The 25,437-nt window shown below is 60.9% G+C and carries 20 protein-coding genes; 7 read left to right on the top strand and 13 right to left on the bottom strand.

Annotated elements, in window-relative coordinates; all coding sequences use genetic code 11:
- Positions 1-76: 76 nt before the first annotated feature.
- The 3 genes from MKZ87_RS01675 (at position 77) to MKZ87_RS01685 (ending at position 5,673) form a co-directional block, all read left to right on the top strand.
- Entirely contained in the window at positions 77-766 is a 690-nt protein-coding gene (locus tag MKZ87_RS01675; RefSeq protein ID WP_085701879.1) for a GntR family transcriptional regulator, read from the top strand.
- 132 nt (positions 767-898) lie between these two features.
- On the top strand, positions 899-3,010 hold the full coding sequence (locus MKZ87_RS01680; RefSeq protein WP_085701880.1) for a PAS domain-containing hybrid sensor histidine kinase/response regulator: 2,112 nt from the start codon (positions 899-901) through the stop codon (positions 3,008-3,010).
- Positions 3,011-3,039: 29 nt separating this feature from the next.
- Positions 3,040-5,673: an excinuclease ABC subunit UvrA gene (locus tag MKZ87_RS01685; protein WP_266200143.1), complete on the top strand. Its 2,634-nt coding sequence runs from the start codon at positions 3,040-3,042 to the stop codon at positions 5,671-5,673.
- A gap of 119 nt (positions 5,674-5,792) precedes the next feature.
- Here the strand turns inward: MKZ87_RS01685 and MKZ87_RS01690 are convergent, their stop codons facing one another.
- The 7 genes from MKZ87_RS01690 to MKZ87_RS01720 form a co-directional block, all read right to left on the bottom strand.
- Positions 5,793-7,736, bottom strand: a complete 1,944-nt coding sequence (locus tag MKZ87_RS01690; RefSeq protein WP_227232756.1) for a response regulator — start codon at positions 7,734-7,736, stop codon at positions 5,793-5,795.
- The gene (locus MKZ87_RS01695; protein WP_085695910.1) at positions 7,726-8,601 is read right to left on the bottom strand and encodes a sensor histidine kinase; all 876 of its coding nucleotides are present in this window, start codon (positions 8,599-8,601) and stop codon (positions 7,726-7,728) included. Before MKZ87_RS01695 ends, MKZ87_RS01690 begins: the two co-directional genes overlap by 11 nt.
- The gene (locus MKZ87_RS01700; RefSeq protein ID WP_266200284.1) at positions 8,594-9,604 is read right to left on the bottom strand and encodes an ATP-binding protein; all 1,011 of its coding nucleotides are present in this window, start codon (positions 9,602-9,604) and stop codon (positions 8,594-8,596) included. The genes MKZ87_RS01695 and MKZ87_RS01700 overlap by 8 nt, the downstream gene beginning before the upstream one ends.
- Positions 9,601-10,005, bottom strand: a complete 405-nt coding sequence (locus tag MKZ87_RS01705; RefSeq protein ID WP_085695911.1) for an anti-sigma regulatory factor — start codon at positions 10,003-10,005, stop codon at positions 9,601-9,603. Before MKZ87_RS01705 ends, MKZ87_RS01700 begins: the two co-directional genes overlap by 4 nt.
- Complete coding sequence (locus MKZ87_RS01710; RefSeq protein ID WP_007959463.1) at positions 10,002-10,364, bottom strand: STAS domain-containing protein; 363 nt, start codon at positions 10,362-10,364, stop codon at positions 10,002-10,004. The genes MKZ87_RS01705 and MKZ87_RS01710 overlap by 4 nt, the downstream gene beginning before the upstream one ends.
- 3 nt (positions 10,365-10,367) lie before the next feature.
- The gene (locus MKZ87_RS01715) at positions 10,368-11,219 is read right to left on the bottom strand and encodes an STAS domain-containing protein (protein WP_085695912.1); all 852 of its coding nucleotides are present in this window, start codon (positions 11,217-11,219) and stop codon (positions 10,368-10,370) included.
- 240 nt (positions 11,220-11,459) lie between these two features.
- A complete protein-coding gene (locus MKZ87_RS01720; RefSeq protein WP_085695913.1) occupies positions 11,460-11,981 on the bottom strand; it encodes a DUF4142 domain-containing protein in 522 nt (173 codons plus the stop codon).
- Positions 11,982-12,186: 205 nt separating this feature from the next.
- Between MKZ87_RS01720 and MKZ87_RS01725 the strand changes: the two genes are divergently transcribed.
- Both MKZ87_RS01725 and MKZ87_RS01730 read left to right on the top strand, forming a co-directional pair.
- A complete protein-coding gene (locus MKZ87_RS01725; protein ID WP_085695914.1) occupies positions 12,187-12,429 on the top strand; it encodes a DUF465 domain-containing protein in 243 nt (80 codons plus the stop codon).
- 109 nt (positions 12,430-12,538) lie between these two features.
- On the top strand, positions 12,539-12,709 hold the full coding sequence (locus MKZ87_RS01730; RefSeq protein ID WP_170929673.1) for a hypothetical protein: 171 nt from the start codon (positions 12,539-12,541) through the stop codon (positions 12,707-12,709).
- A gap of 15 nt (positions 12,710-12,724) precedes the next feature.
- Here MKZ87_RS01730 and MKZ87_RS01735 read toward each other — a convergent pair whose 3' ends face one another.
- From MKZ87_RS01735 to MKZ87_RS01760, 6 genes are all read right to left on the bottom strand, one after another.
- Positions 12,725-13,801 (bottom strand): SMP-30/gluconolactonase/LRE family protein, encoded by a 1,077-nt coding sequence (locus tag MKZ87_RS01735; RefSeq protein ID WP_266200144.1) that lies wholly within the window; start codon positions 13,799-13,801, stop codon positions 12,725-12,727.
- Positions 13,798-14,943 (bottom strand): sterol desaturase family protein, encoded by a 1,146-nt coding sequence (locus MKZ87_RS01740; RefSeq protein WP_085695916.1) that lies wholly within the window; start codon positions 14,941-14,943, stop codon positions 13,798-13,800. The genes MKZ87_RS01735 and MKZ87_RS01740 overlap by 4 nt, the downstream gene beginning before the upstream one ends.
- Positions 14,944-15,052: 109 nt before the next feature.
- Positions 15,053-15,916, bottom strand: a complete 864-nt coding sequence (locus MKZ87_RS01745) for a LysR family transcriptional regulator (protein WP_085610473.1) — start codon at positions 15,914-15,916, stop codon at positions 15,053-15,055.
- A gap of 123 nt (positions 15,917-16,039) precedes the next feature.
- Positions 16,040-17,758 carry a hydrogenase maturation protein gene (locus MKZ87_RS01750; protein ID WP_266200145.1) on the bottom strand — a complete coding sequence of 573 codons (1,719 nt, stop codon included), beginning with the start codon at positions 17,756-17,758 and terminating at the stop codon, positions 16,040-16,042.
- Positions 17,759-18,020: 262 nt separating this feature from the next.
- Positions 18,021-18,338, bottom strand: a complete 318-nt coding sequence (locus tag MKZ87_RS01755) for an SCP2 sterol-binding domain-containing protein (RefSeq protein WP_085695918.1) — start codon at positions 18,336-18,338, stop codon at positions 18,021-18,023.
- Between the two features lie 48 nt (positions 18,339-18,386).
- Positions 18,387-19,097 (bottom strand): histidine phosphatase family protein, encoded by a 711-nt coding sequence (locus MKZ87_RS01760; RefSeq protein WP_085695919.1) that lies wholly within the window; start codon positions 19,095-19,097, stop codon positions 18,387-18,389.
- 207 nt (positions 19,098-19,304) lie between these two features.
- On the opposite strand from MKZ87_RS01760, the gene sohB reads away from it, so the two are divergent.
- A complete protein-coding gene (gene sohB, locus MKZ87_RS01765) occupies positions 19,305-20,327 on the top strand; it encodes a protease SohB (protein ID WP_085695920.1) in 1,023 nt (340 codons plus the stop codon).
- Between the two features lie 193 nt (positions 20,328-20,520).
- Positions 20,521-25,407 (top strand): dermonecrotic toxin domain-containing protein, encoded by a 4,887-nt coding sequence (locus MKZ87_RS01770; protein ID WP_266200146.1) that lies wholly within the window; start codon positions 20,521-20,523, stop codon positions 25,405-25,407.
- Positions 25,408-25,437: the final 30 nt, after the last annotated feature.

Consider the following 25,437-nt stretch of genomic DNA (forward strand, 5'->3'; position numbering starts at 1 on the left):
TCTGCTGGCGCAACCCCCCATTTCCCCGACTGAGTCGTTCGTCGGGCAGCGTTGCCAGCATTGAAGGAGTTTTCAAATGACCGAGAAAAAAACGGAAACCACGGTCGACCGCGTCTACCAAGGGGTTTACGAGGCGATCAGCAAGCGTTCGCTGCGTCCGGGGATGAAGCTGGGCGAGGCGTCGCTGGCGGAGTTGTTCAATGTCAGCCGCACGTCGGTTCGAGCCGCGCTCAAGCAACTGGAGGCCGACGGATTGGTCACCACCGAGCCCAATAAAGGTGCGTCGGTGTCGCTGCCCAGCGATGAAGAGATCCGTTCGCTGTTTGAAACCCGGCGCTTGATCGAGATCGGCATCGTCACTGAACTGTGCCGGCGCAAGGACACTGCCGCGATGCAGGACCTGCGCGATCACTTGCTGCTGGAAGACGAGGCTCACGCAGCCGGCGACCACGAGCGGCTGATTCACCTGCTCGGCGAGTTCCACATCAAACTGGCCCGCAGCCTGAACAACCCGGTGTTGCTCGACTGGTTCCAGAAGCTGATTTCCCGCGCCTCGCTGTATGCCGCCGCGCTGGACGACGACAGCCACGAAGCCTGTCGCGACGACGAACATCTGCGACTGATCGAGTACATCGAGGCCGGCAATCAGAACGCCGCCATTGAGCTGACCTGTATGCACCTGGACGGCATCCAGAAGGCCATCCTCGATGTCGCTGCAAAGATGAAGACCGGCTACCATCCGCTCAAACACCTGATCGAAGTCTGAACGTCGAGCAGGGGTGAAATCGGCTATACCTCTAATGAAACCATCGCTGCCCAGCGCGCTCGAAATAGACGGGCGCGACGCTTGACCGCGCAGCGATTGAACCGGACCCACCACAAGGCGTTAAAGCAGCCGATGCAGTTTTTATCCGATAGCCATGGGTGTGACGGCTGGCAAGGCGAAATGGCCGGGCGAATCCGTGAGTTCGACTGGAGCGGCACGGATCTTGGCCCGCTCGAAACCTGGCCGGCCAGCCTGTGCAGCACGGTCCAGTTGATGCTGGCCTCGCCGCTGCCGATGGTCATGCTCTGGGGCCATGCCGGTTACATGATCTACAACGATGCCTATTCCCGATTTGCCGGCGGACGGCATCCGTACCTGCTTGGATCACCGGTGGAACTGGGTTGGCCGGAAGTCGCCGATTTCAATCGGCATGTGGTCGACACCTGTCTGGCGGGCGGCACCCTGGAGTACCGCAACAAGGTATTGGTGTTGTTGCGCGATGGCGTGCCCGAGGACGTCTGGCTCGACCTTTATTACAGCCCGGTGGCCAACGATGCCGGCGTGCCTTCGGGTGTCATGGCGATGGTGGTGGAAACCACTGAACTGGTGTTGTCCGAGCGTCTGCGCCAGGCCGCTGAAGATGCCTATCGTGCCGATAACGAGCGGGTGCGACTGGCCCTCAATGCCGGCGCATTGATCGGCTCCTTTGTCTGGGACGTAAAAAACAATGTGCTGTCGGCCGACGAGCGTTTTGCCCGGACATTTTCCTTCCCGCCGGATCAAGACCTCACCAACCTGCCGCAACACATTGCTGAAGCGCACATTCATCCCGATGATCGTCCCTGGGTGCAGGAGTGCATCGAAAATTCGGTACGCACCGGCGAACCCTACAACGCCGAGTACCGCGTAATACGCGCCGATGGCAGCTTTCTATGGGTATTGGCCAGTGGCTGCTGCGAGTTCGACGAACAGGGCCGGCCGTTCCGTTTTCCCGGCGTGCTGATCGATATTCACGAACGCAAGATCGCCGAAGAATCCCTGCTCAAGTTCACCCGCAATCTCGAGCAGCGTGTGGCAAATGAAGTCGAAGCGCGCCTCGCCGCCGAAGAGCGACTGCGACAGTCACAGAAACTCGAAGCCATCGGCGGCCTCACCGGCGGCGTGGCCCATGACTTCAACAATCTGCTGCAAGTGATTGCCGGCAACCTGCACCTGCTGGCTCGCCACGAACCGAACAACGCCAACGTGCAGCGTCGGGTCAGCGCCTCGCTGGCGGCAGTCGAGCGCGGTGCCAAGCTGTCCTCGCAACTGCTCGCGTTCGCCCGCCGCCAGCCACTGTCGCCGGCGGTGTGCAATCCCCGGCAGATCTTTGAAGGCGTCGGTGAGTTGCTGCAACGGGCGTTGGGCGAAATCATTCAGATCGACGTGCAGTTGCCGGACGAACCGTGGCACATCAACGTCGATCGCAATCAACTGGAAAACGCCATTCTCAATCTGGCGATCAATGCCCGCGACGCCATGAAGGGCGAGGGCACAATTGTGCTCGGCGCCGCCAACCTCTCGCTGGATCAGGCGTTCTGTTCGGGCAAGGGCATCGTGCCGGGGGATTTCGTCCGGGTCTCGGTCAGTGACAGCGGCGTCGGCATTGCGCCGCACATGCTCGAGCAGGTGTTCGAACCGTTTTTCACCACCAAGGCCGACGGCCAGGGCACCGGTCTCGGCTTGAGCATGGTGTTCGGTTTCGTCAAACAGAGCGGCGGCCATGTCGAGATCGACAGCCAGGTGGGCCAGGGTACGCGAGTGCAGTTGTACTTTCCGCGCAGCGTTCGACCGGTAGATCATGCGGCGCCCAGCGTGGAGAAACGCCTCACGGGTGGCAACGAGACGATCCTGGTGGTCGAGGACAACGAAGCGGTACGCAACTCCGCCGTCGAGCTGTTGCGTGAAGAAGGCTACCGCGTGCTGATCGCCGGCAATGGCGATGCGGCCATGCAGATGCTGATGGAAGGCGCTCGGGTCGACCTGATCTTCACCGACGTGGTCATGCCCGGCCTGATCAAGAGCTCCGATCTGGCGGCGTGGGCCAAGGTGCAGATGCCACCGGTGGCGGTGCTGTTCACCTCGGGCCACACCCGCGACATCATTTCGCGCAATCACCAGCTCAGCCCCGATACCCATCTGCTCGGCAAGCCTTACGGCCCCGAAGCGCTGTTGCAGATGATCCGAACCGTGCTCAGTGCCTGAGCTTCGAATCCCTTGATCAAGGCTGGCCAATGACCTCCAAGCGCAGCTCCAATTCCGCCGCCGGCATGGTTCGCGTGCGCGGCGCCCGTGAACACAACCTGAAGAACGTCGATGTCGATATTCCCCGTGATGCGCTGGTGGTGTTCACCGGCGTGTCGGGTTCGGGCAAGTCGTCGCTGGCGTTTTCGACGCTGTATGCCGAAGCACAGCGGCGCTATTTCGAATCGGTGGCGCCCTATGCGCGCAGGCTGATCGATCAGGTCGGCGTGCCGGACGTCGACTCCATTGAAGGCCTGCCGCCGGCCGTGGCCCTGCAGCAACAACGCGGCACGCCGAGTACGCGCTCGTCAGTCGGCAGCGTGACCACGCTGTCGAGCCTGATCCGCATGCTTTACTCGCGCGCCGGCAGCTACCCGCCGGATCAGCCGATGTTGTATGCCGAGGATTTTTCACCGAACACGCCACAAGGCGCGTGCCCCGAGTGCCATGGACTGGGGCGGGTTTACGAGGTGACCGAGGCGCTGATGGTGCCCGATCCCGAACTGACCATTCGCCAGCGCGCCGTGGCCGCCTGGCCGCTGGCCTGGCAGGGACAGAACCTGCGCGACATCCTGGTGACCATGGGCATCGACGTCGATATTCCATGGCGCAAACTGCCGAAAAAGCAGCGCGACTGGATCCTTTTCACCGAGGAAACACCGACGGTTCCGGTGTACGCCGGGCTGACACCCGAAGAAACCCGCGTCGCCCTGCAGCGCAAGATGGAGCCCAGTTATCAAGGCACCTTCACCGGCGCACGGCGCTACATCCTGCACACCTTCACTCATTCACAAAGCGCGTTGATGAAGAAGCGCGTGTCGCAATTCATGCTCGGCAGCCTGTGCCCGTTGTGCGATGGCAAGCGCCTCAAGCGAGAGGCGCTGTCGGTGACGTTTGCCGGGTATGACATCGGCGAGTTGTCGCGGATGCCACTGTTGCAAGTCGCCGAAGTCTTGAAGCCGGTGGCGGATGCGAGCTGGCTGGAGCACGCCGATGAAACCGGTGAAACCCTGACTCACCGCCAGACCCGCGAAGCCCGCCAGCAGCGCGTGGCCCATGGCGCCAGCGGCCACGCCAACGCGCCGGACGTGCGCCATACGCCGAACCTGTCGCTGGAGAAGCGCCTGGCCGCGCAGCGCATTGCCGAGGACTTGCTGGACCGGGTCAGCACCCTGACCGATCTCGGCCTCGGTTATCTGGCCCTGGAGCGCAGCACGCCGACCCTGTCGTCCGGCGAGTTGCAACGTCTGCGGCTGGCCACTCAACTGGGTTCGCAATTGTTCGGTGTGATCTACGTGCTCGACGAACCGTCCGCCGGCCTGCACCCGGCTGACGGCGAGGCGCTGTTCGAGGCCTTGCAGCGTCTGAAGGCCGACGGCAACAGTGTGTTTGTGGTCGAACACGATCTGGACACCATGCGCCGGGCCGACTGGCTGATCGATGTCGGCCCGGCAGCGGGCGAAAAGGGCGGGCAGATTCTCTACAGCGGCCCGCCACCGGGGCTGGCGGCGGTCGAACACTCGCAGACCCGCGCCTACCTGTTTGCCGAACAGCAACGGCCGACCCGCACCGCGCGCAAACCGTCGGGCTGGCTGAAGCTCGACGGCGTCACCCGCAACAACCTGAATAACCTCAGCGCCGAATTTCCGCTGGGCTGTTTCACCTCGGTCACCGGTGTCTCCGGTTCCGGCAAGTCGAGCCTGGTCAGTCAAGCGCTGCTGGAACTGGTCGGCGCGCAACTCGGGCGCAGTGTCAGTGACGCCGAGCCGGAAGAACTCAATCTGGAAGATGAGACCCCGACTGCCAGCACCGGCCAGGTCAGCGCCGGGCTGGAGTCGATCAGGCGTCTGGTGCAGGTCGATCAGAAACCCATCGGTCGTACTCCGCGTTCGAATCTGGCGACCTACACCGGGTTGTTCGACAACGTACGCAAGTTGTTCGCCGCGACCGACGAGGCGAAAGCGGCGGGATACGACGCCGGGCAGTTTTCCTTCAACGTCGCCAAGGGGCGCTGCCCGACCTGTGAAGGCGAGGGGTTTGTCAGTGTCGAATTGCTGTTCATGCCCAGCGTTTATGCGCCGTGCCCGACCTGTCATGGCGCGCGTTACAACCCCGAGACCCTGGCCATCCTCTGGCAGGGATTGAGCATCGCGCAGGTATTGCAGCTGACGGTGGATGAGGCGGTGACGGTGTTTGCCGAGCAACCGGCAATTCGCCGTTCGCTGGAGGTGCTGCGCGATATCGGCCTCGGTTACTTGCGCCTCGGGCAACCGGCGACCGAGCTGTCCGGCGGCGAAGCCCAGCGGATCAAACTGGCCACGAAGCTGCAGCGCAATCAGCGCGGCGCGACGTTGTACGTGCTGGATGAACCCACCACCGGTTTGCACCCTCGGGATGTCGACCGCTTGCTCGAGCAGCTGGATACGCTGGTGACGGCGGGGCATACGGTGATCGTGGTCGAGCATGAAATGCGCGTGGTGGCGCAGAGCGACTGGGTGATCGACATCGGACCGGGAGCGGGGGATCAGGGCGGCAAGATCGTCGTGGCCGGGACGCCGCAGAAAGTGGCGGCGAGCAAGAAGAGCCGGACTGCGCCGTTTCTTGCCCGGGCCTTGAGCCGATAACGGCGTCGCCTGGGCCGGCCTCATCGCGGGCAAGCCCGCCCCCACTGAGTCTGATGTGTTCACGAATGTGTGTACGGCAATAAGACTGTGGAAGCGGGCTTGCCCGCGATGGCGGCGTATCAGGCGCCGTCGAGCGTGCGGCGCACCTTGTCCAGCAATTCACTGATGTGGAACGGTTTGACCAACATCTCCATGCCAGCCCCGAGGAACACCTGGCGGTTGATCGCCGTTTCCGCGTAACCGGTCATGAACAGGATCGGCAACCCTTCGCGCCAGCCCCGGGCAACGTCCGCCAGTTCGCGGCCGCTCATGCGCGGCAGGCCGACGTCGGTCAGCAGCAGATTGATCGATGGATCGTTCTGCAAGCACTCCAGCGCGGTTTCGATATCGCCGGCCTGGGTGCAGCGGTAACCGGCGTCCTCCAGTACCTCGGTGACGAACAGTCGCACGCCCGGCATGTCTTCGACGATCAGCACGTGTTCGCCGCTGCCTTTGGCATCAATCGTCGGGATGGGCACATCGACGGCGGTCGGGTCGTTGCTGGCTGGCAACATGATCGTCACTTCGGTGCCGCGCCGCGCCACACTGCGGATGTGCGCATCGCCGCCTGACTGGCGGGCGAAACCGTAGATCGTCGACAGTCCCAGCCCGGTGCCCTGGCCGAGCGGTTTGGTGGTGAAAAACGGCTCGAATACCTTGTCGATCAAACTGTGCTCGATACCGGTGCCGTCATCGCGCACCGACAGCGCTACGTAGGAACCGTCGGTGAGGTTCGGATCACCGTGGGAGTACGCCGCGTAGGTGCTGACCCAGATATTGCCGCCCTGAGGCAACGCGTCCCGGGCATTGATCACCAGGTTGAGCACCGCGCTTTCCAGCTGGATCGGGTCAACCAGTGCAATCGCCGGTTTGGTGGTCAGCTCCAGCTTGAGGGCGATGCGTTCACCGATGGTGCGCACCAGTAATTCTTCGAGCGAACGAACGTGCTCGTTGATGTCCACCGGCCGAGTGTCGAGCGGCTGTTGCCGGGCGAAGGCCAGCAAACGATGGGTGAGCGAGGCCGCACTCATCGCCGAGTTCAGGGCCGCTTCGGCGTAGAACCGGACCTTGTCCGGACGGGCATCGGCGACGCGTTTCTGGATCAGCTCAAGACTGGTGATGATCCCGGTCAGCAGGTTGTTGAAGTCATGGGCGATGCCGCCGGTGAGTTTGCCCAGCGCATCCATCTTCTGCACTTGCAGCAGTTGCGATTCGGCGCGTACCCGGTCGGCGACTTCCTTGGCCAGTTGCGTGGTGGTGTCGTCCAACTGAGCCAGGTGCGAGCGTTCGCGATGACGGTGCTCGGTGACGTCTTCGACGAACACCAGGCTCAGCTTCGGGGTGCGATAGGGTGAAATCTGCCACTCGGTCTCGCGGATCTCGCCTTGCACGCGCATGTTCAGCGTGCCTTTCCAGCGCTCGCCGTCCACCAGACGCAGGCGCAACTCGCGAAGGATCGCACCTTGATCGTCAGCGAAACACTCGTTGAGTGCCTCGGAGTCGAGGTTGTCCTGGATCAGTTGGGAGAAGGCGTGATTGCACTCGTGGACCTTGAGCTCGGCATCGAGTACCGCAATCGGAGCCGAGACATTGACGAAAATCTCGCGAAAACGCGCCTCGCTTTCACGCAACGCACTCTCCGTGTCGCGTACTCGCAGCAGGGTGCGCAACGTTGCCAGCAGCACATCGGGATCGACCGGGTGAATCAGATAGGCATCGGCTCCGGCGTCGAGGCCGGTGATGATGTCGCCGGTCTGGATCGACGCGGCCGACACATGGATCACCGGGAGCAGGGCAGTGCGAGAGTCGGAGCGCAGTTCACGGACGATGTCGAAACCGCTCATGTCCGGCAGGTTGACGTCGAGAATCAGCGCATCGAGCGGTTCACTGGCGATCAACGCCAGACCTTCGCCGCCGGTGCCGGCTTCGAGCACTTCGTAACCGTGGCGCTCCAGGCGCCGGCGCAAGGCATAGCGAGTGGCGACGTTGTCATCGACGATCAACAGACGGATGTCATGTTTCATCGACGTTCTCCTGGGCGATCGCCAACGGAATGATCACGAAAAAGCTTGAGCCCACGCCCGGTGTACTCTCGACACCAACCTCACCACCGAGCAATTCGGCGAAGCGCTTGCACAGGGACAAGCCGAGCCCGGTGCCGCGCAGGCGCTTTTGCAGCGGTGAGTCGACCTGTGAAAAATCTTCGAACAAGGTGCCGTGCAATTCAGGAGCGATACCGATGCCGGTGTCGCTGACCGCAAATCGCACTTTGTCCTGGCCTTCGAGGCGCGCCGAGATCCGGACTTCGCCACGGGTGGTGAATTTCAGCGAGTTGGAAATGAAGTTGCGCAGGATTTGCGCCAGCTTCTTGTCATCCGTGAAGAGTCGCGGCAGGCCCACGGGTTCTTCAAAAATCAGGTCCACCGCCGTGGCGTCGACAATCGGCCGGAACATTCCCCGCAAGGCGGCGAACAGATCGAACATGTCGAACCACGCCGGGGAAATGTTGATGCGTCCGGCCTCGATCTTGGCCAAATCGAGCAGGTCATCGACCATGTCGCTGAGTTCCCGGGCGGCGCTGCTGACAAACGCCACCTGCTTGTGTTGCTCCGGGCTGAGTGGGCCGTCGAGTTCGTCGGCCAACAGGCTGTTGATGCTCAGAATCGAACCCAGCGGGGTGCGGAACTCGTGGCTCATGTACGACAGGAAGCGGCTTTTCAGGTCGGAGGCCTGACGCAGTTGTTCGGCCTGGGTATCGAGTTCGGCGTACAGGGCGAGCACGCCCTGATTGGTTTCGTCGAGTTCGTCACGCAGTGCCGCCGTTTCGCTCTGCAACCGGGCGATCAACGCAGCCTGTTCGGCGCTGTTCAAGGTCGGCGACTCAGCCATGGGCGGCCTCCAGGGCAATGACCAGCACCGTTACATCGTCGCGCCCGCGACAGAAGTCGCGGTGCAGGACGGTGGCTATCACGGCAGGATGACGATGCACCAGGCCGGGATAGTCTTGTAGATTCCAACGGGACTGCAAGCCATCGCTGTACATGATCAATAGATGTCCGTTCACGTGAGCATAGTCAAAGGGCTGGGCTTTTCGGTACTGGCCGCCGACGATTCCGGGGTGCGAGGCCAGTCCGCGGGACTTGTCGGCCGTCACCAGGCTGGCACCGATGTTGCCGACACCGGCATAGGTCAGGCTGGCGCGCTGGCCATGGAACTGCGCAAACGCCACCGCGCCGCCACGGGTGCCGATCATTTCCCGGTGCAGGTCCTCCATCAGCGGCACCGGGGAGCCGAAGGGGTTCAGGGCGAAGGCTTTTTCTCCGGTGCGGCCGGCGCGCTCGGCGTCTTCGCCATGGCCCAGGCCGTCGATGATCAGGGCGCTGATATCCGGCCCGTTGAACGCCAGATGCCACACGTCTCCACATGCCGGGTCGTTGTGCAGTGAATGCTGACTGACGCCGAAGCGCAGATCCGGCTGCCGATCACTGCGCGGATACAGCCGTGCCAGCAATACGGCGCCCCGAGCGTCGGCATACACATCAAACACTTCGGTCTGGCGCGACACCGCGCCGAGGCCGATCCCCTGAGTGCCGCCCGTGGAAAAACCATCGGCCATGCACGCATCGAGATCGAAGCCACCGGCGCGGTCGACCGCGAGCATTTCGAGGCCGAAACCATCGACGCGCTTCAACACGCGCAGGTGCAATTCACCGTGTGTCGCATGCTTGAGCACGTTGCTCGCCAGTTCCGTGGCCACCAGCGCAACACGTCCGGCATCGCGCTCATCAAAACCATGCTGCTCGGCGAGTTGCTGCGCCGTGCGCCGGGCATGGCCGATCTGGCTGCTGTCTTCAAGGAGCAGCACTCGGGTCAGACTCCCGCTGAAATTCATGTCCATCGGGTGATTGTTATCCGGGTGCCTTTACCGGGCGCGGTGTCCAGTTCGAATTCGTCGACCAGTCGCTTGGCTCCGGTCAACCCCAGGCCGAGGCCGCTGCCGGACGTCCAGCCGTCGGTCATCGCCAGTTTGATGTCGGCAATGCCCGGGCCTTCATCGCGAAAAGTCAGACGCAGGCCGACCTTGTGGTTGTCGTCGAGGATCTGCCAGTCCATGTCGCCGCCACCGCCGTAGACCATGGTGTTGCGCGCCAGCTCGCTGACCGCGGTCACCAGTTTGGTCAGGTCGATCAGGCGCATGCCGCATTCGGTGGCCAGTTTGCGTGCCTGTTGCCGGGCCAGCACCACGTCCTGCTCGATGTGAATCGGTTGGGTACCGCTGCTGCGCACGGTCATTGCTGGCGTACTCGTTCCTGCAACAGTTTCATTCCGCGCTCGACGTTCAGCGCGGTGCTGACGCCTGGCAGGTTCAGGCCGAGCTCGACCAGGGTGATCGCCACCGCCGGTTGCATGCCGACCAGCATGGTTTCGGCGTCCATGATTTTCGACAGGCCGGAAATGGTGCCGATCATCCGGCCGATGAACGAATCGACCATGTCCAGCGCCGAGATATCGATCAGCACCCCACGGGCCGAGGTTTTGCTGATGCGCTCGGACAAGTCGTCCTGCAGGGTGAGGGCGAGTTGGTCATGCATGTCGACCTGGATGGTCACCAGCAGGAAGTCGCCCATCTGAAGAATCGGGATACGTTCCATTGATCAAACCGTCTTGGTGAGGGTGGTACCCAGACGGGTCAGCGCCAGTTTCAAGGCATCGGCCAGATTGGCTTTGGTCACCACGCCTTGCAGATCGAGGCCCAGGTGGACGATGGTCTGGGCGATCTGCGGACGCACGCCGCTGATGATGCAATCGGCGCCCATCAGGCGGATCGCAGTGACGGTTTTCAGCAGGTGCTGGGCCACAAGGGTGTCGACGGTCGGCACGCCAGTGATGTCGATGATGGCGATTTCCGAACCGGTGTCGACGATGCGTTGCAGCAGCGACTCCATCACGACCTGGGTGCGTTGCGAGTCGAGGGTGCCGATCATCGGCAGCGCGAGCACGCCTTCCCACAGCTTGACCACCGGGGTGGACAGCTCCAGCAGTTCTTCCTGCTGACGCTTGATTACCGCTTCACGGGATTTCTGGAAGGTGCGGATGGTGTGCAGGCCGAAGGCGTCGAGCAGTTCGGAGATTTCCCAGAGCTGTTCGGCGAGCAGCGCCGGCTGTTCACGGTAATGGCTTTGCAGCAAAGCGAATAGCGGACCTTTGAGGGCGAAGATGAAACTGGCGGTCTGTTGTGAATCCTGACCGAGCAGGGCACGACTGTGAGACAGCTTTTCGAGGAACTGGCGGGTAGCCTCCCAGCCCGGTGCGGCGATGTTGGTGGCGTTGTCGTTTTCCAGTCCGCTGACCACCAGTTGCAGGAACTCGCTGGTCTGCTGCTGCACGTCGTGTTCCTTGAGATTGCGGGTGGCGCCGCTGTCTTGCAGCCCTTTGATCCATTCGCCCAGCAGTTGTGCCTGTTTGTTTTTCATCGCATCAAGTGTGCTGTTCTGCAGTGCTGCCATGTAGATGTTGCTCCATTGCGAATTGGGGGCCGGTTCTTCGATAAATGACCGGCGCGAAGTGAATGACCTTGGCCATTCGAAATAGTTGTTCGTACCCGCGAGGATATTTTAGATCTGCCGCATGGAACGCACCGGTAACTCTAGTCGGCGTGACGGCGAATGCTGGCATTTTGCGCGCAACAAGACCTCAACGCAAAGAGGCCGCGTCCAATGGAGGCGGCCTCTTTGCGTATCTGGCGGTTACTTGCTGGGGTGTTTGGCCTGCAGCTCTTTGGCGGCCGCCAGGTGTTTCTCCAGACCCGGCAACATTTTCTGCGCAAAGGCCTTGAGTTCAGTGGCGCCTTTGACCTTGTCGTCAGTCACGGTGTTGGCTTGTTTCTTGAAAAGCTCGATGGTTTCTTCGTGGGCCTTGACCTGATTGTTGGCGTACGCCGCATCGAAGGATTCATCGCGCATGTCCAGGATCTTTTCCTTGGCCTGCTTGACCAGCGTCGTAGTGTCTGGCACTTCAATGTCGTTGGCCTTGGCAATCGTCGCCAGCTCATCGTTGGCCTTGCCATGGTCGGTGATCATCATGTTGGCGAAGGCCTTGATGTCGGCCGACTGGCTTTTTTCCAGCGCCAGGCGGCTGGTTTCGATTTCAGCGATGCCACCGGCCGCGGCGTTATCGACGAAGTCGTTATCGGTGGCGGCGAAGGCCGAGCCCATGCCGGTGCTCAAAGCCACGGCCAGAAAAAGATGACGCAGTTTGAATCCGTCCATTGGTATTACTCCACGCAGGTTTTTGTGAGCGTTATTCAATGGAGGGAAATCGCCGACAAAAGGTTTTATCGCATTTGCGAAAGGGCGACGAACGGGCACCGCTGGTCTGACAGGAGGTCGACAGAACCGGTCAACCGAGGCCATTCTGATACCTGGCCAGCGCAATCGAACGCGTTGGCTGCCGATCAATTGACGGAGGTGTTCCATGCCGGTGACCCATGATTTGTTACAGGACTTGAAACTGACAAAGGAAGAGATCCAGCAACGACGCACCGCGGATCCACATCTGGATGCACTGATCAACAAGTATTTCCTGGCGGACGCCGAAGTCGTCAAGGCCGAGACGGCGACCTCGGATGCACCCAGCGACGACACCCTGAAGAAACTCAAAGAGAAGCGCTTGCAGGTCAAAGACAGGATCGTCGAGCAATTACAGGTTCGATCCTGACCGTCAGTCGCGCCACCGGCCCCCGGTGGTGAAACGACTGGAACAACAGCCCCGACGGGCACCTCGAATGTTAAGAGTCTTCACATAGCGACTCTCAGCGAGGTGCCTTATGAAAGATCCAAAATTTCCTAGTGAAGAGCAGGGCGCATTCGACCCGGTTCCCACGCATCCCGAGCCCAATAGTCCGGCGCACACCGTCCGTAATCCTGAAGAGGAACGCAAGAGCGAGGAAATGCCGGAGGATGAAGATCCGGACAAGTTTGATCGATCCAGTAACTGACCGGCTGCCATCGCCTCACTTCAAGGCTGCCTCGAGAGGCAATCGCGCCATGTGCGTGGCCTTCAGCGAGCCGAAATACAACCACTCGCCATACTCGCGCGCCGTGGTGATCGGCGAGTAATTGCCGGCACTGGCGTCCTGCAGATTGGCGATCACCTTGCCGTCCAGATCCAGCCCCAGGACAAACCCGCGTTTCTCCACCGGTTTGGGCAGCACGGTCATGGCCCGGACGATCATCTTGCGCACGAACGGGTGTTCAGCCGTGCGATCCAGCAGTGGATTGCGCGGCGTGTACACCGCCACCCAGAAACGATCGCGGCCATTGAATGCGAGGTTGTCCGGCAGCCCCGGCAGGTTGTCGATGAACAGGTCGTGGGTGCCGGCCTTGGGCCCGGTCAGCCAATAGCGGCTGATGCGGTAGGCGCCGGTTTCGTTGACCAGCACATAGGCGTCATCCGGGCCGAGGGTCACGCCATTGGCGAACTCCAGTCTGTCGAGCAGCACGACAGTCTTGCCGGTCTGGAAGTCGTAACGCAGCAGGCGTCCGTCGCCGCCATGCTCGATGATCGCTTCGCCATCGTGGCCGTAGCCCCAACGACTCGAAGCATCACTGAAATAGGCGTAATGCCCGGACTTGTCGATGGCCACGTCATCGGTAAACCCGAACGGCAGGCCATTGGCTTCGGTGGTCAGCGCCACGAGCTGACCCTGCGCGTCGAGCGACAGCAAACCCTTGACCCCGTCAGCGATCACCAGCAAACCGTTGGGATGCCGCGCCAGCCCCAGCGGCCGTCCGCCGGTATCCGCCAGCACCTTGCGCTGCTGGCCGTCGAGGCTGGTGCGCAGCAGGCGACCGTCGTGCAGGCCGGTAATCAGAAAGTTGTTTTCCAGCAACAGCGCTTCCGGGCCTTCGATGTCGCTCGGGCCGACTTGCGCTGCGCCCTTGAGCCGCTGGTTGACAGCGTATTGGCCTTCGGTCAGCGAGGGGGCCGGTTGCGGCGTCCAGGCCACGGGCTCGACCTTGGTCGGCAGCAACAGCAGAAAGGCCAGAACCGCGACAATCAGCAGCAACACCAGATAACGCCATCTCACACGTGGGCTCCCGCAAGAGACAGGTGCCGGGTCGCCATGTCACGCAGGGCGAGCATCGAAGCCGCCGATTCGCGATCGATGCGACGCTTGAGCAGCAGGTGGTTGGCAATGCGCAGGCCGATGCCTTCGAACTGATAATCCAGGGTGCGCACGAACCGCGTGGCATCGTTGTGCGCCGAGCATTCATAGGTCAGCAGCAACGACAGCCCCTGATCACCCTGTGCCCGGGCACACCAGCGCCGACCGGGCAGGTACTCGGTGACTTCCCAGCGCAAATGCCCCTCACGCCCGCCGGCATGGATGTCCTCGTCGAATCGCGCACCGGCATGCAGCGCACCGCTGGGGCCGTCGATCTTCAGCGAAGACGGGTGCCACTCCGGCCAGCGACTGACGGTGGCGGCGTAGGCGAGGACGGCGATCGGGTCGCCGGCGATGTCGACTGTGTGCTGCATGCGGGTCATGGGTATTCTCGAATCGGTCAGAGGGGCGATTTCCGGCTCCCAGTAGAGGGTGCCGAACAAGTAATCCATCAGCGGAAAAACGATATTGAAATTGCGTTCCTGCATGCGTTCGCGACGGTGATGCAGTTCGTGCAGGCGGCGCATCTGGCGGATCCACGGCAGGCGGGTCAACGGGTTCTGCGGCGGCAGATGCTCGCAGGCGTGAAACACTTCATAGGTCAGGTACCCGAGCACCATGCAGCCGCCGAACAGACCGGCGACGTTGCTGTTGACCTGCGCGAACAGCCACCACAGGGGCAGGGTGATCGCCAGCGTGTGCAGCACGATCAGCCAGGCGGGGAACAGAATCACCCGCCAGTCGCGGGCGCCGTCGTAGGTCATGTGCCCGGGGGTGAAGAAGCTGTGATGATCGCCGGCATGCCGGGCGTAGAACATCCGCGCAAAGCTCTTTTTGTGATGGCCGAGGTGGCGGTGCACCATGTACACGCCGAAATTGAAGAACAGCAGGGTCAGCGGCACGGTCAGCCATTCCAGCGGCCGTACCTGCTGCACGCTGCTCCAGAACGCGCCGATGGCCAGCACGCCGAACAGCAGCACGAACGCGCCGTGCAGCCACGGGTTGTAGCGGGGATGGATCGCCGCACGGTAGCGGCTGCGAAATGCCTCGGTGGTTTGCCTCACTGCGGTCACCTGCGGATATTTTTGTTATCCCGGCAGATTAGCCGATCCCGCCGTTTGTGCAGGGGCAACCTTCAGGTCACAAGTGCCATGCTCCGGTACATAGCGGCGGTCAGCTCAACGGGTTCCAGCGCTGCGACCAGTCGTCATCGGCCCTGATCACTTCGCGCAGCAGATCGAATGCCTGTTGCAGGATCGCCGAGTCGCGGTCGCGGGAGTAGACGAGGTAGGTCGGATAGCCGAATTCCGGGGCCTTGGTCACTGGCTCCAGTGCGCCGCTTTCCAGATAAGTGCGCACCACCCGGGTGCGGAAATAGCCGCTGCCGCCGTTCTCCAGAATGTACTGCAGGGCCAGCGGGCCGAGGTTGAAGCTCAGGGCGGCCTTGGCCTTTTCCGGCAGCGCCGCGTCGTGCTGGCGGCGGAAGTCCGGGCCCCAATCGATGTAAACGTAGGGAGCAGGGCGGCCGGGCGTGGTCACCAGAATCAGTTTCTCTTCCAGCACCTGCTCGACCTGCAGCCCCGGCCAGTATTCCGGTTGATAGACCAGTGCCGCATCGAGCACCCCGAGTTCGAGCTGACGCAGCAGGTTTTCGCCGTCGCGAATATCCATACGCAAGGCGTGGCCGGGGATTTTCTCCCGCAGTTCTGCGGCCCAACTGAGCATCAGCGGGTTGCACAGACTGACCTCGCCACCGATGTGCAATACGTTGTGATAACCCTCGGGCAAGGGCAGGTCGCGGCGCGCCGCTTCCCAGGTCTGCACCAGTTGATTGGCATAGACCACGAAGGCCTCGCCGTTGGCGGTCAGCCGCGCACCGGCGCGGTTGCGCACGAACAGCGTGCTGCCCAGCTGGCTTTCGAGTTTCTGGACTCGGGCGGTGATTGCCGTTTGGGTGACGAACAGCTTTTCAGCCGCCGCGGCGAGGCTGCCGTGGCGGACGATTTCCAGAAAGGTGCGGGCGAGGTCGATGTCCATGGGCGGGCCGGTGGTTGAGGTGCGCGCATTGTAAGGCAAAAGCGCCCTCAACCTGACCCTCCCGAAACGCCGGACCGGCCCGAGGGAGAGGGCCAGGGTGAGGGAAAAAGCAGACGCCGCGGACTAACCGGCCAACTCAGCCTCCCGCACTCGAGCCCAATCCTCCACCAACCGCGCCGGCGTGCAGCAGGTCTTGCGCTTATACACAAAATTCCGGCACTTCTCGGCGAACTGATTGCGGTTGTACAGCATGTCTTCCTGCATCTCTTGCAGCTCCGCTTCGCGACACTGACGAATCAACACGTGATCGACCCGCAACTTGCGTTCCCGCACCGCTGCATAAGTCGGATCACTCAGCACACTGTTGGCCCGTTGCAGCAACCACAAACCAAACTCGTCCGGGCAGCGCGGGCCGATTTCCTGAACCATGCCCAGTTGCAGCGCCTGCGCAGCGCTGACAGGCAGACAGGCCTGGGTCAGTTGTTCGGCCATCGCCGGGCCGACGGCGCGGGGCAGGCTGTAAGTCCAGTATTCCGAGCCATACAGTCCCATGCTCTTGTAATGCGGATTGAGCACGATGTCGGCGCGGGCAAACACGATGTCAGCCGCCAGTGCCAGCATCACACCACCGGCGCCAGCATTGCCGGTGACCCCGCTGACCACCAGTTGCCGCGCGTTGAGCAATTCTTCGCAGACATCATCGATGGCCTGGATATTGGCCCAGGCTTCGGCGCCCGGATCCTCGGCGGCCTGAATCACATTCAAATGCACGCCGTTGGAAAAACTGCCGCGTCCGCCCTTGATCAACAACACCTGAGTGTCGCGGGATTTGGCCCAGCGCAGTGCCTCGACCATGCGCCGGCATTGCTCGGTGCTCATGGCGCCGTTGTAGAACTCCAGCGTCAGTTCGCCGACCTGCCCGGACTCGCGATAACGGATGGGTTGATAGGCTTCGTCGCTGAACGGCGCGTTGGCGACCGACCAGTCCAGCACCGGCACGTTCGCCAGTTTTCCGGCCAACACGTGCCGCGCCGGACGCTTGAAGGTTTCTTCACCCGGTTGCGGTTTGCGTCGCAGCGAGCCGATCCACAGGCTGTGATCACCAGCCGCCACCAATACCGCGTCGTCGTGCACGGCGAGAATCTCGCCGGGAATGCCAGTGCGCTGATCGAGATGCGCGTCGTAGACGTAATACTGACCGCCGGCGAGACTGGCGAGCACGCCAGGCTGGCCGTCCGCCGCGTCAATGCAGCGTTTGATGTAACGCGAACAGTCGTGCCAGCTGAAGGTGCGGTCGTCCTGTTTCATGTTCGGTTGCAGGCAGCCGCGAACCTTGGGATCGGTGTAATCCAGGGGCACCGGGACGAAGCCGTCGATGAATTTCTCCACCACTTCGCGGATGCAACGGATCGCCGCGTCGCTGACCCGGCCGTTGTACAGCTCGGATTTGCGCAGGCCCGCCGGCAGGTTGAATTCGCAGGTGGCCCAGACCGGGCCGGCGTCCATTTCCTCTACTGCTTGCAAAGCGGTCACGCCCCAGGATGGCAACTCGCGCATGATCGCCCAGTCCAGTGCGCTGGCACCGCGATCGCCGACGATGCCGGGGTGAATGATGACCACCGGACGCTGGGTGTTGCTCCACAGCGTGTGAGGGACACGGTCTTTGAGGAACGGGCAGATCACCAGATCAGCGCCGCTGTTTTCGATCTGCTCGCACACGGCGGTTTCGTCGGTGAACAGCACGACGCTGGGTGCATGCCCGGCCTGACGCAGTTCCAGCCAGGCACGCTGAGTCAGGCCGTTGAACGCCGATGACAGAAGAATGATGTTGAGTGATCGCATGATTGCTCTTCCTTGAAAAGGTCAGCCGTAGGCTCCCGGTGAGCCGTCCGTGGCTAATCGATGGAGGCGCAAGGTTAGAGACTGGCGTGGCGGGCGCCACTGATCGAGATCAACGTTGTGTCAGCCAATGTTGCAGTGGCGACGATCTGCCTTGTCCTAAATGGTTTGGGCACTGAGTTGGCGGCGTCGTTTGCCGGTTTGAGCGCCTGAAACGACAAATCCCGCCACAGGGGCGGGATTTGTTTGCAGACGGGCTGCGGTCTTAAGCCGGGAACAGCTCGGACAGTTTCATCGACAGCATCATGTCGCCTTCAACGCGCAGCTTGCCGCCCATGAAAGCCTGCATGCCGTCGGTTTCGCCGCTGACGATACCTTTGAGGGTTTCGCTGTCCAGCACCAGCGTGCAGTTGGCGTTCGGGTTTTCGCCTTCCTGGATGTCGCAGGTGCCATCTTTGACGATCAGGGCGTATTGCTTGTCTTCGTCAGTGATGTTGAAACCGAAGACCAGATCCAGACCGGCAGCGGCGGCTGGGTTGAACTTGGCTTGCATTGCTTTTACGGCATCAGCTACGGAGGTCATGGTTCGATCCTTTTTGGTTGATTGCAGCAGGGTCACAGTAATCCGGACTCAGCGAAACGTGATGAGTTCCGGTGCCTTCAGCAGTTGCAGGTGTGCATGACTGTTGAAGGAAGCCAAAGCCACCTCGCGACCGCGGAACTTCAGCTGGTTGAGCGAGGTGTTGACGATTTGCCAATTCAGTTCAAAGGCCTGTCGTGCAGGCATTTGAGTGATGAGATGGAGCAGGGCGGTGATCGTGCCACCGGAGGTGAACACGGCAATTTTCTGGGTGTTGTCGGCCTGTTCGAGAATCCGCTGCAGCCCGGCCTGTACCCGCTCTACGAACGCCAGCCAGCTTTCCAGGCCCGGTGTGTCGTAGGTGCCGGCGAGCCAGCGTTCGATGATCAGGGCGAAGATGCGCTGGAACTCGCCACGGTTTTGCGCGGCGTTGCGCAGGATCTCCAGGGCTTCAGGCTCTTCGGGCAGCATGGCCGGGAGCAGTGCGCGGATCACGGCGTCGGCGTCGAATTCGTTGAAAGCCGAATCGATTTCCAGAACCGGAACCGGCAAACCGACGGCGGCGAACTGTTCCAGCGCGCTGTTGGCCGTGTGTTGCTGGCGGCGCAGATCGCCTGACAGGCAGCGGTCGAAGCTGATTCCGAGTTCGGCGAGGTGACGGCCGAGGATTTCTGCCTGGCGTACACCGGTCGGCGACAGGACGTCATAGTCGTCTGCACCGAAGGAGGCCTGGCCATGTCGAATCAAGTAGATGCTGCCCACGTCCGCGTCATCCCGGTACGTTGAAGGTTGTGGCGAGGTTATGGGGATGGCGGTGAGCTGTCAATGAAAAAACATACGCTTGTTTGAAATGCCTGTTCCAGCCTTGTTGCCGGAGGTTTCACGGCTGGCCGACGGGCCGGTGCATGGGTATGCTGGAGCCCATTCCCGCGCAGGTTTCACGACCGCGCATCGTTTGAAGGAGTCACTGTGGAGTTTTTGACTGAATACGCCAGTTTCCTGGCCAAGACCGTGACGCTGGTCATCGCCATTCTGGTGGTGCTGGCGAGTTTTGCTGCATTGCGCAGCAAGGGCCGGCGTAAATCCGCGGGCCAGTTGCAGGTCAGCAAGCTCAACGATTTCTATAAAGGCCTGCGTGAGCGGCTGGAGCAGACCCTGCTCGACAAGGATCAGCTCAAGGCCTTGCGCAAGGGCCAGGCCAAAACCGAGAAGAAACAGAAGAAGAAACCCGACGCCAAGCCTCGGGTGTTCGTGCTGGATTTCGACGGCGACATCAAGGCCTCGGCCACCGAAAGTCTGCGTCACGAAATCACCGCGCTGCTGACCCTGGCTACACCGAAGGACGAAGTGGTCCTGCGTCTGGAAAGCGGCGGCGGCATGGTCCACAGCTACGGTCTGGCGTCGTCGCAACTGGCGCGCATCCGTGAAGCCGGCGTGCCGTTGACTGTGTGCATCGACAAGGTCGCGGCCAGCGGTGGTTACATGATGGCCTGCATCGGCGAGAAGATCATCAGCGCGCCGTTCGCGATTCTCGGCTCCATCGGTGTGGTGGCGCAGTTGCCCAACGTCAATCGCCTGCTGAAAAAACATGACATCGATTTCGAAGTGCTGACCGCCGGGGAATACAAACGAACCCTGACCGTGTTCGGCGAAAACACCGAGAAGGGCCGGGAGAAATTCCAGGAAGACCTGGACATCACCCACCAGCTGTTCAAGAACTTCGTCGCCCGTTATCGCCCGCAACTGGCCATTGACGAGGTCGCCACCGGTGAAGTCTGGCTCGGTATCGCGGCGCTGGACAAGCAACTGGTGGACGAACTCAAGACCAGCGACGAATACCTGGCCGAGCGTGCCAAACAGTCCGAGGTCTATCACCTGCACTATGCCGAGCGTAAAAGCCTGCAGGAACGTATCGGCATGGCGGCCAGCGGTTCGGTGGATCGCGTGTTGCTGAGCTGGTGGAGCCGTCTGACTCAGCAACGCTTCTGGTAAAGACTTCACACGCTCGTGAGCTGTCAGGCTCGCGGGCGTGCTGCATTTTCAGCGGAAGAAAGTGCGGTACATAGTTATTTTATAGTTGCCTATTGTTGTTGTTTTGCCGGTTGATTCATCAATTAATTGCGCTGTATTGAAAGAAGCTGAAACTTTACTCTGAGCGCTCTTCTCAGAAATGAAGTTGCTAAACATGGATGTTAAAAAAAGTGATTCGAATACGCCTGTCATGACGCCTGCTCAACAGGGCGTTTTTTTTGACCTGTATAAAAAGCAGATCCCCAACTGGTTGCTTGAGTCTTCGGAAACTGCTCGAAACGATCTCTATGAAAGTTTCAAGAAAAGTTTCAAATCCCGTCACGCCGCGCGGGAAAAATTGCGCGCACTGAAATCCCCTCAGAGTTTTTGCACGCCACTGCTGGCCAAGGCCATGGCCGAGAAACTGGGCGAACCCTTTGAGGTCGAAGGGGCGATATTTCAGCATGTCCGCTCTGCGTCGAGCCTCTTGGGGCTGCATAGAAAACTGGTGCTGCCCATCAATCGCGATTTGTTGACCGCGGCTTGCGAGAATTTCGAATTGTCGGAAACCCTGGCCAGCACGTATCACGAGAGTTCCTTGCTGTACATCCCGGAGCGGATAACCGGACGGAACAATAAGGTATTGTCGATACAGCCTCACGAATTTGCCAGGCTTTGCCGGTATCTGGATCTGGGCAAGCAATACCAGAAACATATTGAGGGGTTCTTCGGCAGCGACAGTCAAATCGCAAGTTTGCAGGAGTCCGCTATTGCATATTCCAGGGATCAGTTTGATGTCGAACGGCACATCGCTTATATGCGCGGGCATATCAGTTCCGATGTTCACCAGATGCTTGGATCGGTGAGGAACTCGAATCCTGCAATCAAGCTGGGCAAGAACACCCTGGGTTATCAAAGCCTTGAAATTCTCGGAGTACAGCTCAAAGGCCCGATGTTCATCGGTCCGGTCAGCGAACATGCGGATGACGATTACCGTTGTGTCATCTATATGCCTGGCGATCCCGATCATCCTCTCAAGGAGTACCCCAGTTTCCAGAAGTTCGAGCTCGAGTTGAGCGGGCGTTTACGCAACTCGCAGTTTCGCAGTTTTTTCATGCGCTTCATCCCGATGAAGGATCGCTCGGTTTTCCTCACGGGACTCGACGTACGTCTGTTGAAAGCCCGACCGAACCAGTTCCCCGTTTCCACGACCTTTCTTCCGCTGAATGGGATCGATCTCCAGGGGGACGCAAGAGATAACCTGTTTCTCGCGATGTTCCAGCACCGCGCGGAGCAGGTTCGGGCCGATACTCGCCTGCTGGTAGTGCCGACGGATGATGAAGATGAGAAAACCCGCCTTGCCAGGCAGGACTCCTATAAAGCCATCGGGCTGAATACGCTGTTGTTCTTTGCGTCCTTCGTGCCGGTTCTCGGTGAGGTCATTTGTGCCGTCGCCGGGATCCAGTTGCTCGGTCAGATCTACGAAGGCATCGACAGTTGGGCCCACGGTGACCAGGAACATGCCACCGATTGTCTGTTCGATACGCTTGAAAACCTGATCCTCATGGCGGGTTTTGCCGCAGGCGGTCTTGCTGTCGGCAAAGCCTACAAAGTCGTGCGTTCGTCGAGTTTCATCCAGGGACTTCGGCGCGTTCAGGTTGGCCCAATGTCTTATCGCCTGTGGAATCCGGACATGAAGGCTTACCGTCAGCGCGAGTCATTGCCGCGCAGTTTTGCTGCGGATGCGCAAGGGCTGGTATGGCGTGCAGACAACCGCTATTTGCCGCTGGGTCCCGACGCGTATGCGGTGCGTCCGGTGACCGGCACCGGTTTGTGGGAGGTCCATGACCCGCACTTGCCCGGGCGTTATTCACCGTTGCTTGAGACCAATGGAGCTGGCGCCTGGCGTCATGACTCCGAGCTGCCCCATGATTGGAGTTCGTTGACCCTGTTCCGTCGTCTGGGTTTTCGCGAGGACAGGATTTCGGACATCCGTGCCCTGCAAGTCATTGCGGCCAGCGGAGTCAGCCAGGCGGCCATGCGCAAGTTATTTGTCCAACGCAGCAAGCCAATGGCGATGCTCACAGACTCGGTCAGACGGTTTCGTGCAGATTCCGACGTCAGTGAGTTCATGGCGCAAATTGACACGCCCGCGTCTGCTTCATTGGCGGATGCCGATCTGCAACTTTATTCGCTGACAGCGGCAGGTCGCTGGCCACGGGATATGGGCATCCTTGTGAAGGACATTACTGGAAACGAAGTGGCCCGCTATGGCGCAGACAAGACTGAACGCCAGGTGAGCATCAGTGAGGATGCACTGCGCAACGGTCAGTTTTATACGCCTCTTCTGGCGGCACTCAACGACAGTGAGCGCACACACTTGCTGGGTTCGGCCACTGTGGAGTCGAAAAACCAGATAGCGTTATTGGGTAAACATATTGCCGGGCTGGCGCCGCGGATGCGCATGGCGATGTTGGAGCGGTTGTTCCGGCGAACCGATGTCTGTGAGCTTTCCGCAGGCGAGACGATCATCAAGGCGTTTCCAGGGCTTTCAGCCAGTGTTGCCGACGAACTGGTGCAACATGCCGATGCGCGTGAGTGGGCGCAGCTTGAATCCGACACCGTACCGTTGCGTCTGGCCGAGGAGGCCAGGCGCTATCAGCAGGTACAGCGACTGAACCGCGCGTACGAGGGGTTATACCTGGACGCCGCCAGCGGGCGCGATGCAGACATGCTGGTACTCGATACCCTGAGCCACTTGCCGGGCTGGCCTGATGATGTATTTGTCGAAATTCTGGATTGGGGAGTGTACGCCGATCAGCGGGCCGTCATTGGCCCGAGCGATGCCCCACACAAAGTGCTTGTCGAAGCCTATGCCGAGCGCTATCAGGTCCAGGATCCGCGTAACAATAGCGTGTCCAGTCATCCGGCACGCACCCGGGCGAATTTTTTCCAGGCGCTGTGGGAAAGCCTTCCAACCCACAGTCGCAAGGCCATCGGCGTTGACGCGCAAGTTGACGGTACGGGCTTGCGACAGAAAATCACTGCATTGGCGCTGCAGCGGCGCGAAGCCTTCGCCAGGGTGCTGGAAATTGCACCGGTGCGATCGAGTTATCGTTCACCCATGGGGCTGGCAGATCCCCGGATCGAACAGGTCACTGTCGAGCAATCGGCACCTTCAAGCCATTCTTCTCCTGGCATTTCCCCCGCGCCCGCGCTCGTGCGTCGGGCGCAGGAGTTGTACCCGAGCCAATCAACCGCACAGATCAAACGTTTCGTGACCTCACTGGGCACCGATGAAGTACTGGCCATCAGATCGCTTGAGCGGTTGCACGAGCAATACCGAACGATGGTGGAAACCCTGGAGCGCTGGACTCATCGCAATACGTACTATCAGGATGAAGAAGGGCCCAGGCTCAAGGTGCCAGTCCACAGCAAAGCCCGGGCAATGCAAGCCATTTTGCGCGCGTGGCGCAAGGAAACCCGCGACGCGTCGCATCCGGGGCATCCGACCTACAGTCTGACCCTCGATCCGGTGCCGTTAGGGGAGATGCCGACCCTTGTCGGTGACTTTGCCCACATCACCGCGCTGGAAATGAGCGGCGTGGGCGCCAGTGCAGGTTTGAACAGGTTTCTGCACAACTTTCCCGGATTGCGGGTGCTGAATCTTTCGGGGAACGGACTGACACGCATCCCTCTCGCGATCGGGGACATGCCGGGGCTGACGGGGCTGGACTTGAGCAACAACCGCATCCGGCTTACCGGGCAGACGATTGTGGAGCTGGCCAGCAAGCAGCACCTGCGTACGCTGGATATGGGTTTCAACCCGCTCCTGGGGCGCACTCCGGATATCAGGGCGCTGCGCAATCTGCGTCACCTGAACCTGCGCAACACCGGCATTAGCGAATGGCCCGCAACCGATGCGCTTGCGCATCTGGAAACACTCGATCTGCGCAATAACCAGATCGTCGATATCCCGCCATCAGTGTTCAACTCTCGCGCTGTACTGAACCGGGGTACCGCCATCGACGGCAATCCGCTGTCGACAGAGAGTTTGCAAGCCATCGCGGAGTACCAGCAGTCACAAGGTATCAGTCTGGGCGTTAGCACCACCGAGTACGCCCGCGCCGCGCGGTTGGCCGGAGGTCGGGAAGGGACCGCGTGGGTAAATGGCTTGCCGACGGTGGAGGTTGAGCGGGCGAAGCAAGTACTGTTGTCACTGTCGGCTGATCCGGACTCTCGGGATTTTTTTGAAGTGCTCATGCAACTGCGTGAAACCTCCGATTTTGCCCGAACCCGCGAACAGCTGGGCCAGCGTGTGTGGAATGTGCTGGAGGCTGCCTGCGAGGACGACTCGTTGCGTCGTGCGCTGTTTCGCATGGCCCGCGCAGGCTGGCTCAGTGCGCCCAACGTTGCTGGACTGTTCAGCGATCTGGAAGTCAGAGTTCTGTGTTATCGGGCAGCGGCAGCGGCCCGCACCGGCACGCAGACTCTGGAAGGCGATCTGGTTCGCCTGTTGCGCGGGCTGTTTCGTCTGCAGCAGGTGGAAAAACAGGCGTTGATCGATAGTGCGCGGCGTTCCCGCGCAGGCACCTTCACCCAGCGTCAGGCGCTGGACATCAGCCTTGTTTACCGGGTACGACTGGCGCAGCGCCTGGCGTTGCCTGCACAACCCACGGAGCTGAATATGCCACTGGATGTCGAGGTGACCGACGCGCAGATCGATCACGCGTATCTGGAGGTCGTCAGGGCCGAGCAGACGACGCAACTCTCTGAGTGGGTCAACAGGCAGGAATTCTGGACCGAGTATTTGCTAGCGACGCGTCAGGATGCATTTACCGGTGTGTTCGATCGCAGCGCTCAAGCGTTTGCGCGACTGGAAGCGCAAGCCGGACTGTCTCGTGAAGCCGCCAGCCAACAAATGACGACGATTCTAGACAACTTCAGAAATGACAGCCTGGAGCTGCGTAAACAGTTGACCATTGCGGCGCTGGCGAGGCATCCGGGTCTGAGCTTGCCGGTCACGCCGGAATCGAACGAATTGGTAAAAACGCAGGGATAAGCAGCAATACCCGAGCCCGCGAATGCAGGC

Origin of the sequence: Pseudomonas sp. MCal1 (genome assembly GCF_026341415.1) — a bacterium.
Classification (GTDB): Bacteria; Pseudomonadota; Gammaproteobacteria; order Pseudomonadales; family Pseudomonadaceae; genus Aquipseudomonas.

Coding starts and splice junctions, on each gene's coding strand:
- MKZ87_RS01755 (WP_085695918.1), bottom strand. CDS start 18,338: ATGACCTCCGTAGCTGATGCCGTAAAAGCAATGCAAGCCAAGTTCAAC.
- MKZ87_RS01705 (WP_085695911.1), bottom strand. CDS start 10,005: ATGACCGTGCGCAGCAGCGGTACCCAACCGATTCACATCGAGCAGGAC.
- MKZ87_RS01750 (WP_266200145.1), bottom strand. CDS start 17,758: ATGCGATCACTCAACATCATTCTTCTGTCATCGGCGTTCAACGGCCTG.
- MKZ87_RS01690 (WP_227232756.1), bottom strand. CDS start 7,736: ATGAAACATGACATCCGTCTGTTGATCGTCGATGACAACGTCGCCACT.
- MKZ87_RS01730 (WP_170929673.1), top strand. CDS start 12,539: ATGAAAGATCCAAAATTTCCTAGTGAAGAGCAGGGCGCATTCGACCCG.
- MKZ87_RS01720 (WP_085695913.1), bottom strand. CDS start 11,981: ATGGACGGATTCAAACTGCGTCATCTTTTTCTGGCCGTGGCTTTGAGC.
- MKZ87_RS01770 (WP_266200146.1), top strand. CDS start 20,521: ATGGATGTTAAAAAAAGTGATTCGAATACGCCTGTCATGACGCCTGCT.
- MKZ87_RS01725 (WP_085695914.1), top strand. CDS start 12,187: ATGCCGGTGACCCATGATTTGTTACAGGACTTGAAACTGACAAAGGAA.
- MKZ87_RS01745 (WP_085610473.1), bottom strand. CDS start 15,916: ATGGACATCGACCTCGCCCGCACCTTTCTGGAAATCGTCCGCCACGGC.
- MKZ87_RS01675 (WP_085701879.1), top strand. CDS start 77: ATGACCGAGAAAAAAACGGAAACCACGGTCGACCGCGTCTACCAAGGG.
- MKZ87_RS01685 (WP_266200143.1), top strand. CDS start 3,040: ATGACCTCCAAGCGCAGCTCCAATTCCGCCGCCGGCATGGTTCGCGTG.
- MKZ87_RS01700 (WP_266200284.1), bottom strand. CDS start 9,604: ATGAATTTCAGCGGGAGTCTGACCCGAGTGCTGCTCCTTGAAGACAGC.
- MKZ87_RS01695 (WP_085695910.1), bottom strand. CDS start 8,601: ATGGCTGAGTCGCCGACCTTGAACAGCGCCGAACAGGCTGCGTTGATC.
- MKZ87_RS01710 (WP_007959463.1), bottom strand. CDS start 10,364: ATGGAACGTATCCCGATTCTTCAGATGGGCGACTTCCTGCTGGTGACC.
- MKZ87_RS01715 (WP_085695912.1), bottom strand. CDS start 11,219: ATGGCAGCACTGCAGAACAGCACACTTGATGCGATGAAAAACAAACAG.
- MKZ87_RS01680 (WP_085701880.1), top strand. CDS start 899: ATGCAGTTTTTATCCGATAGCCATGGGTGTGACGGCTGGCAAGGCGAA.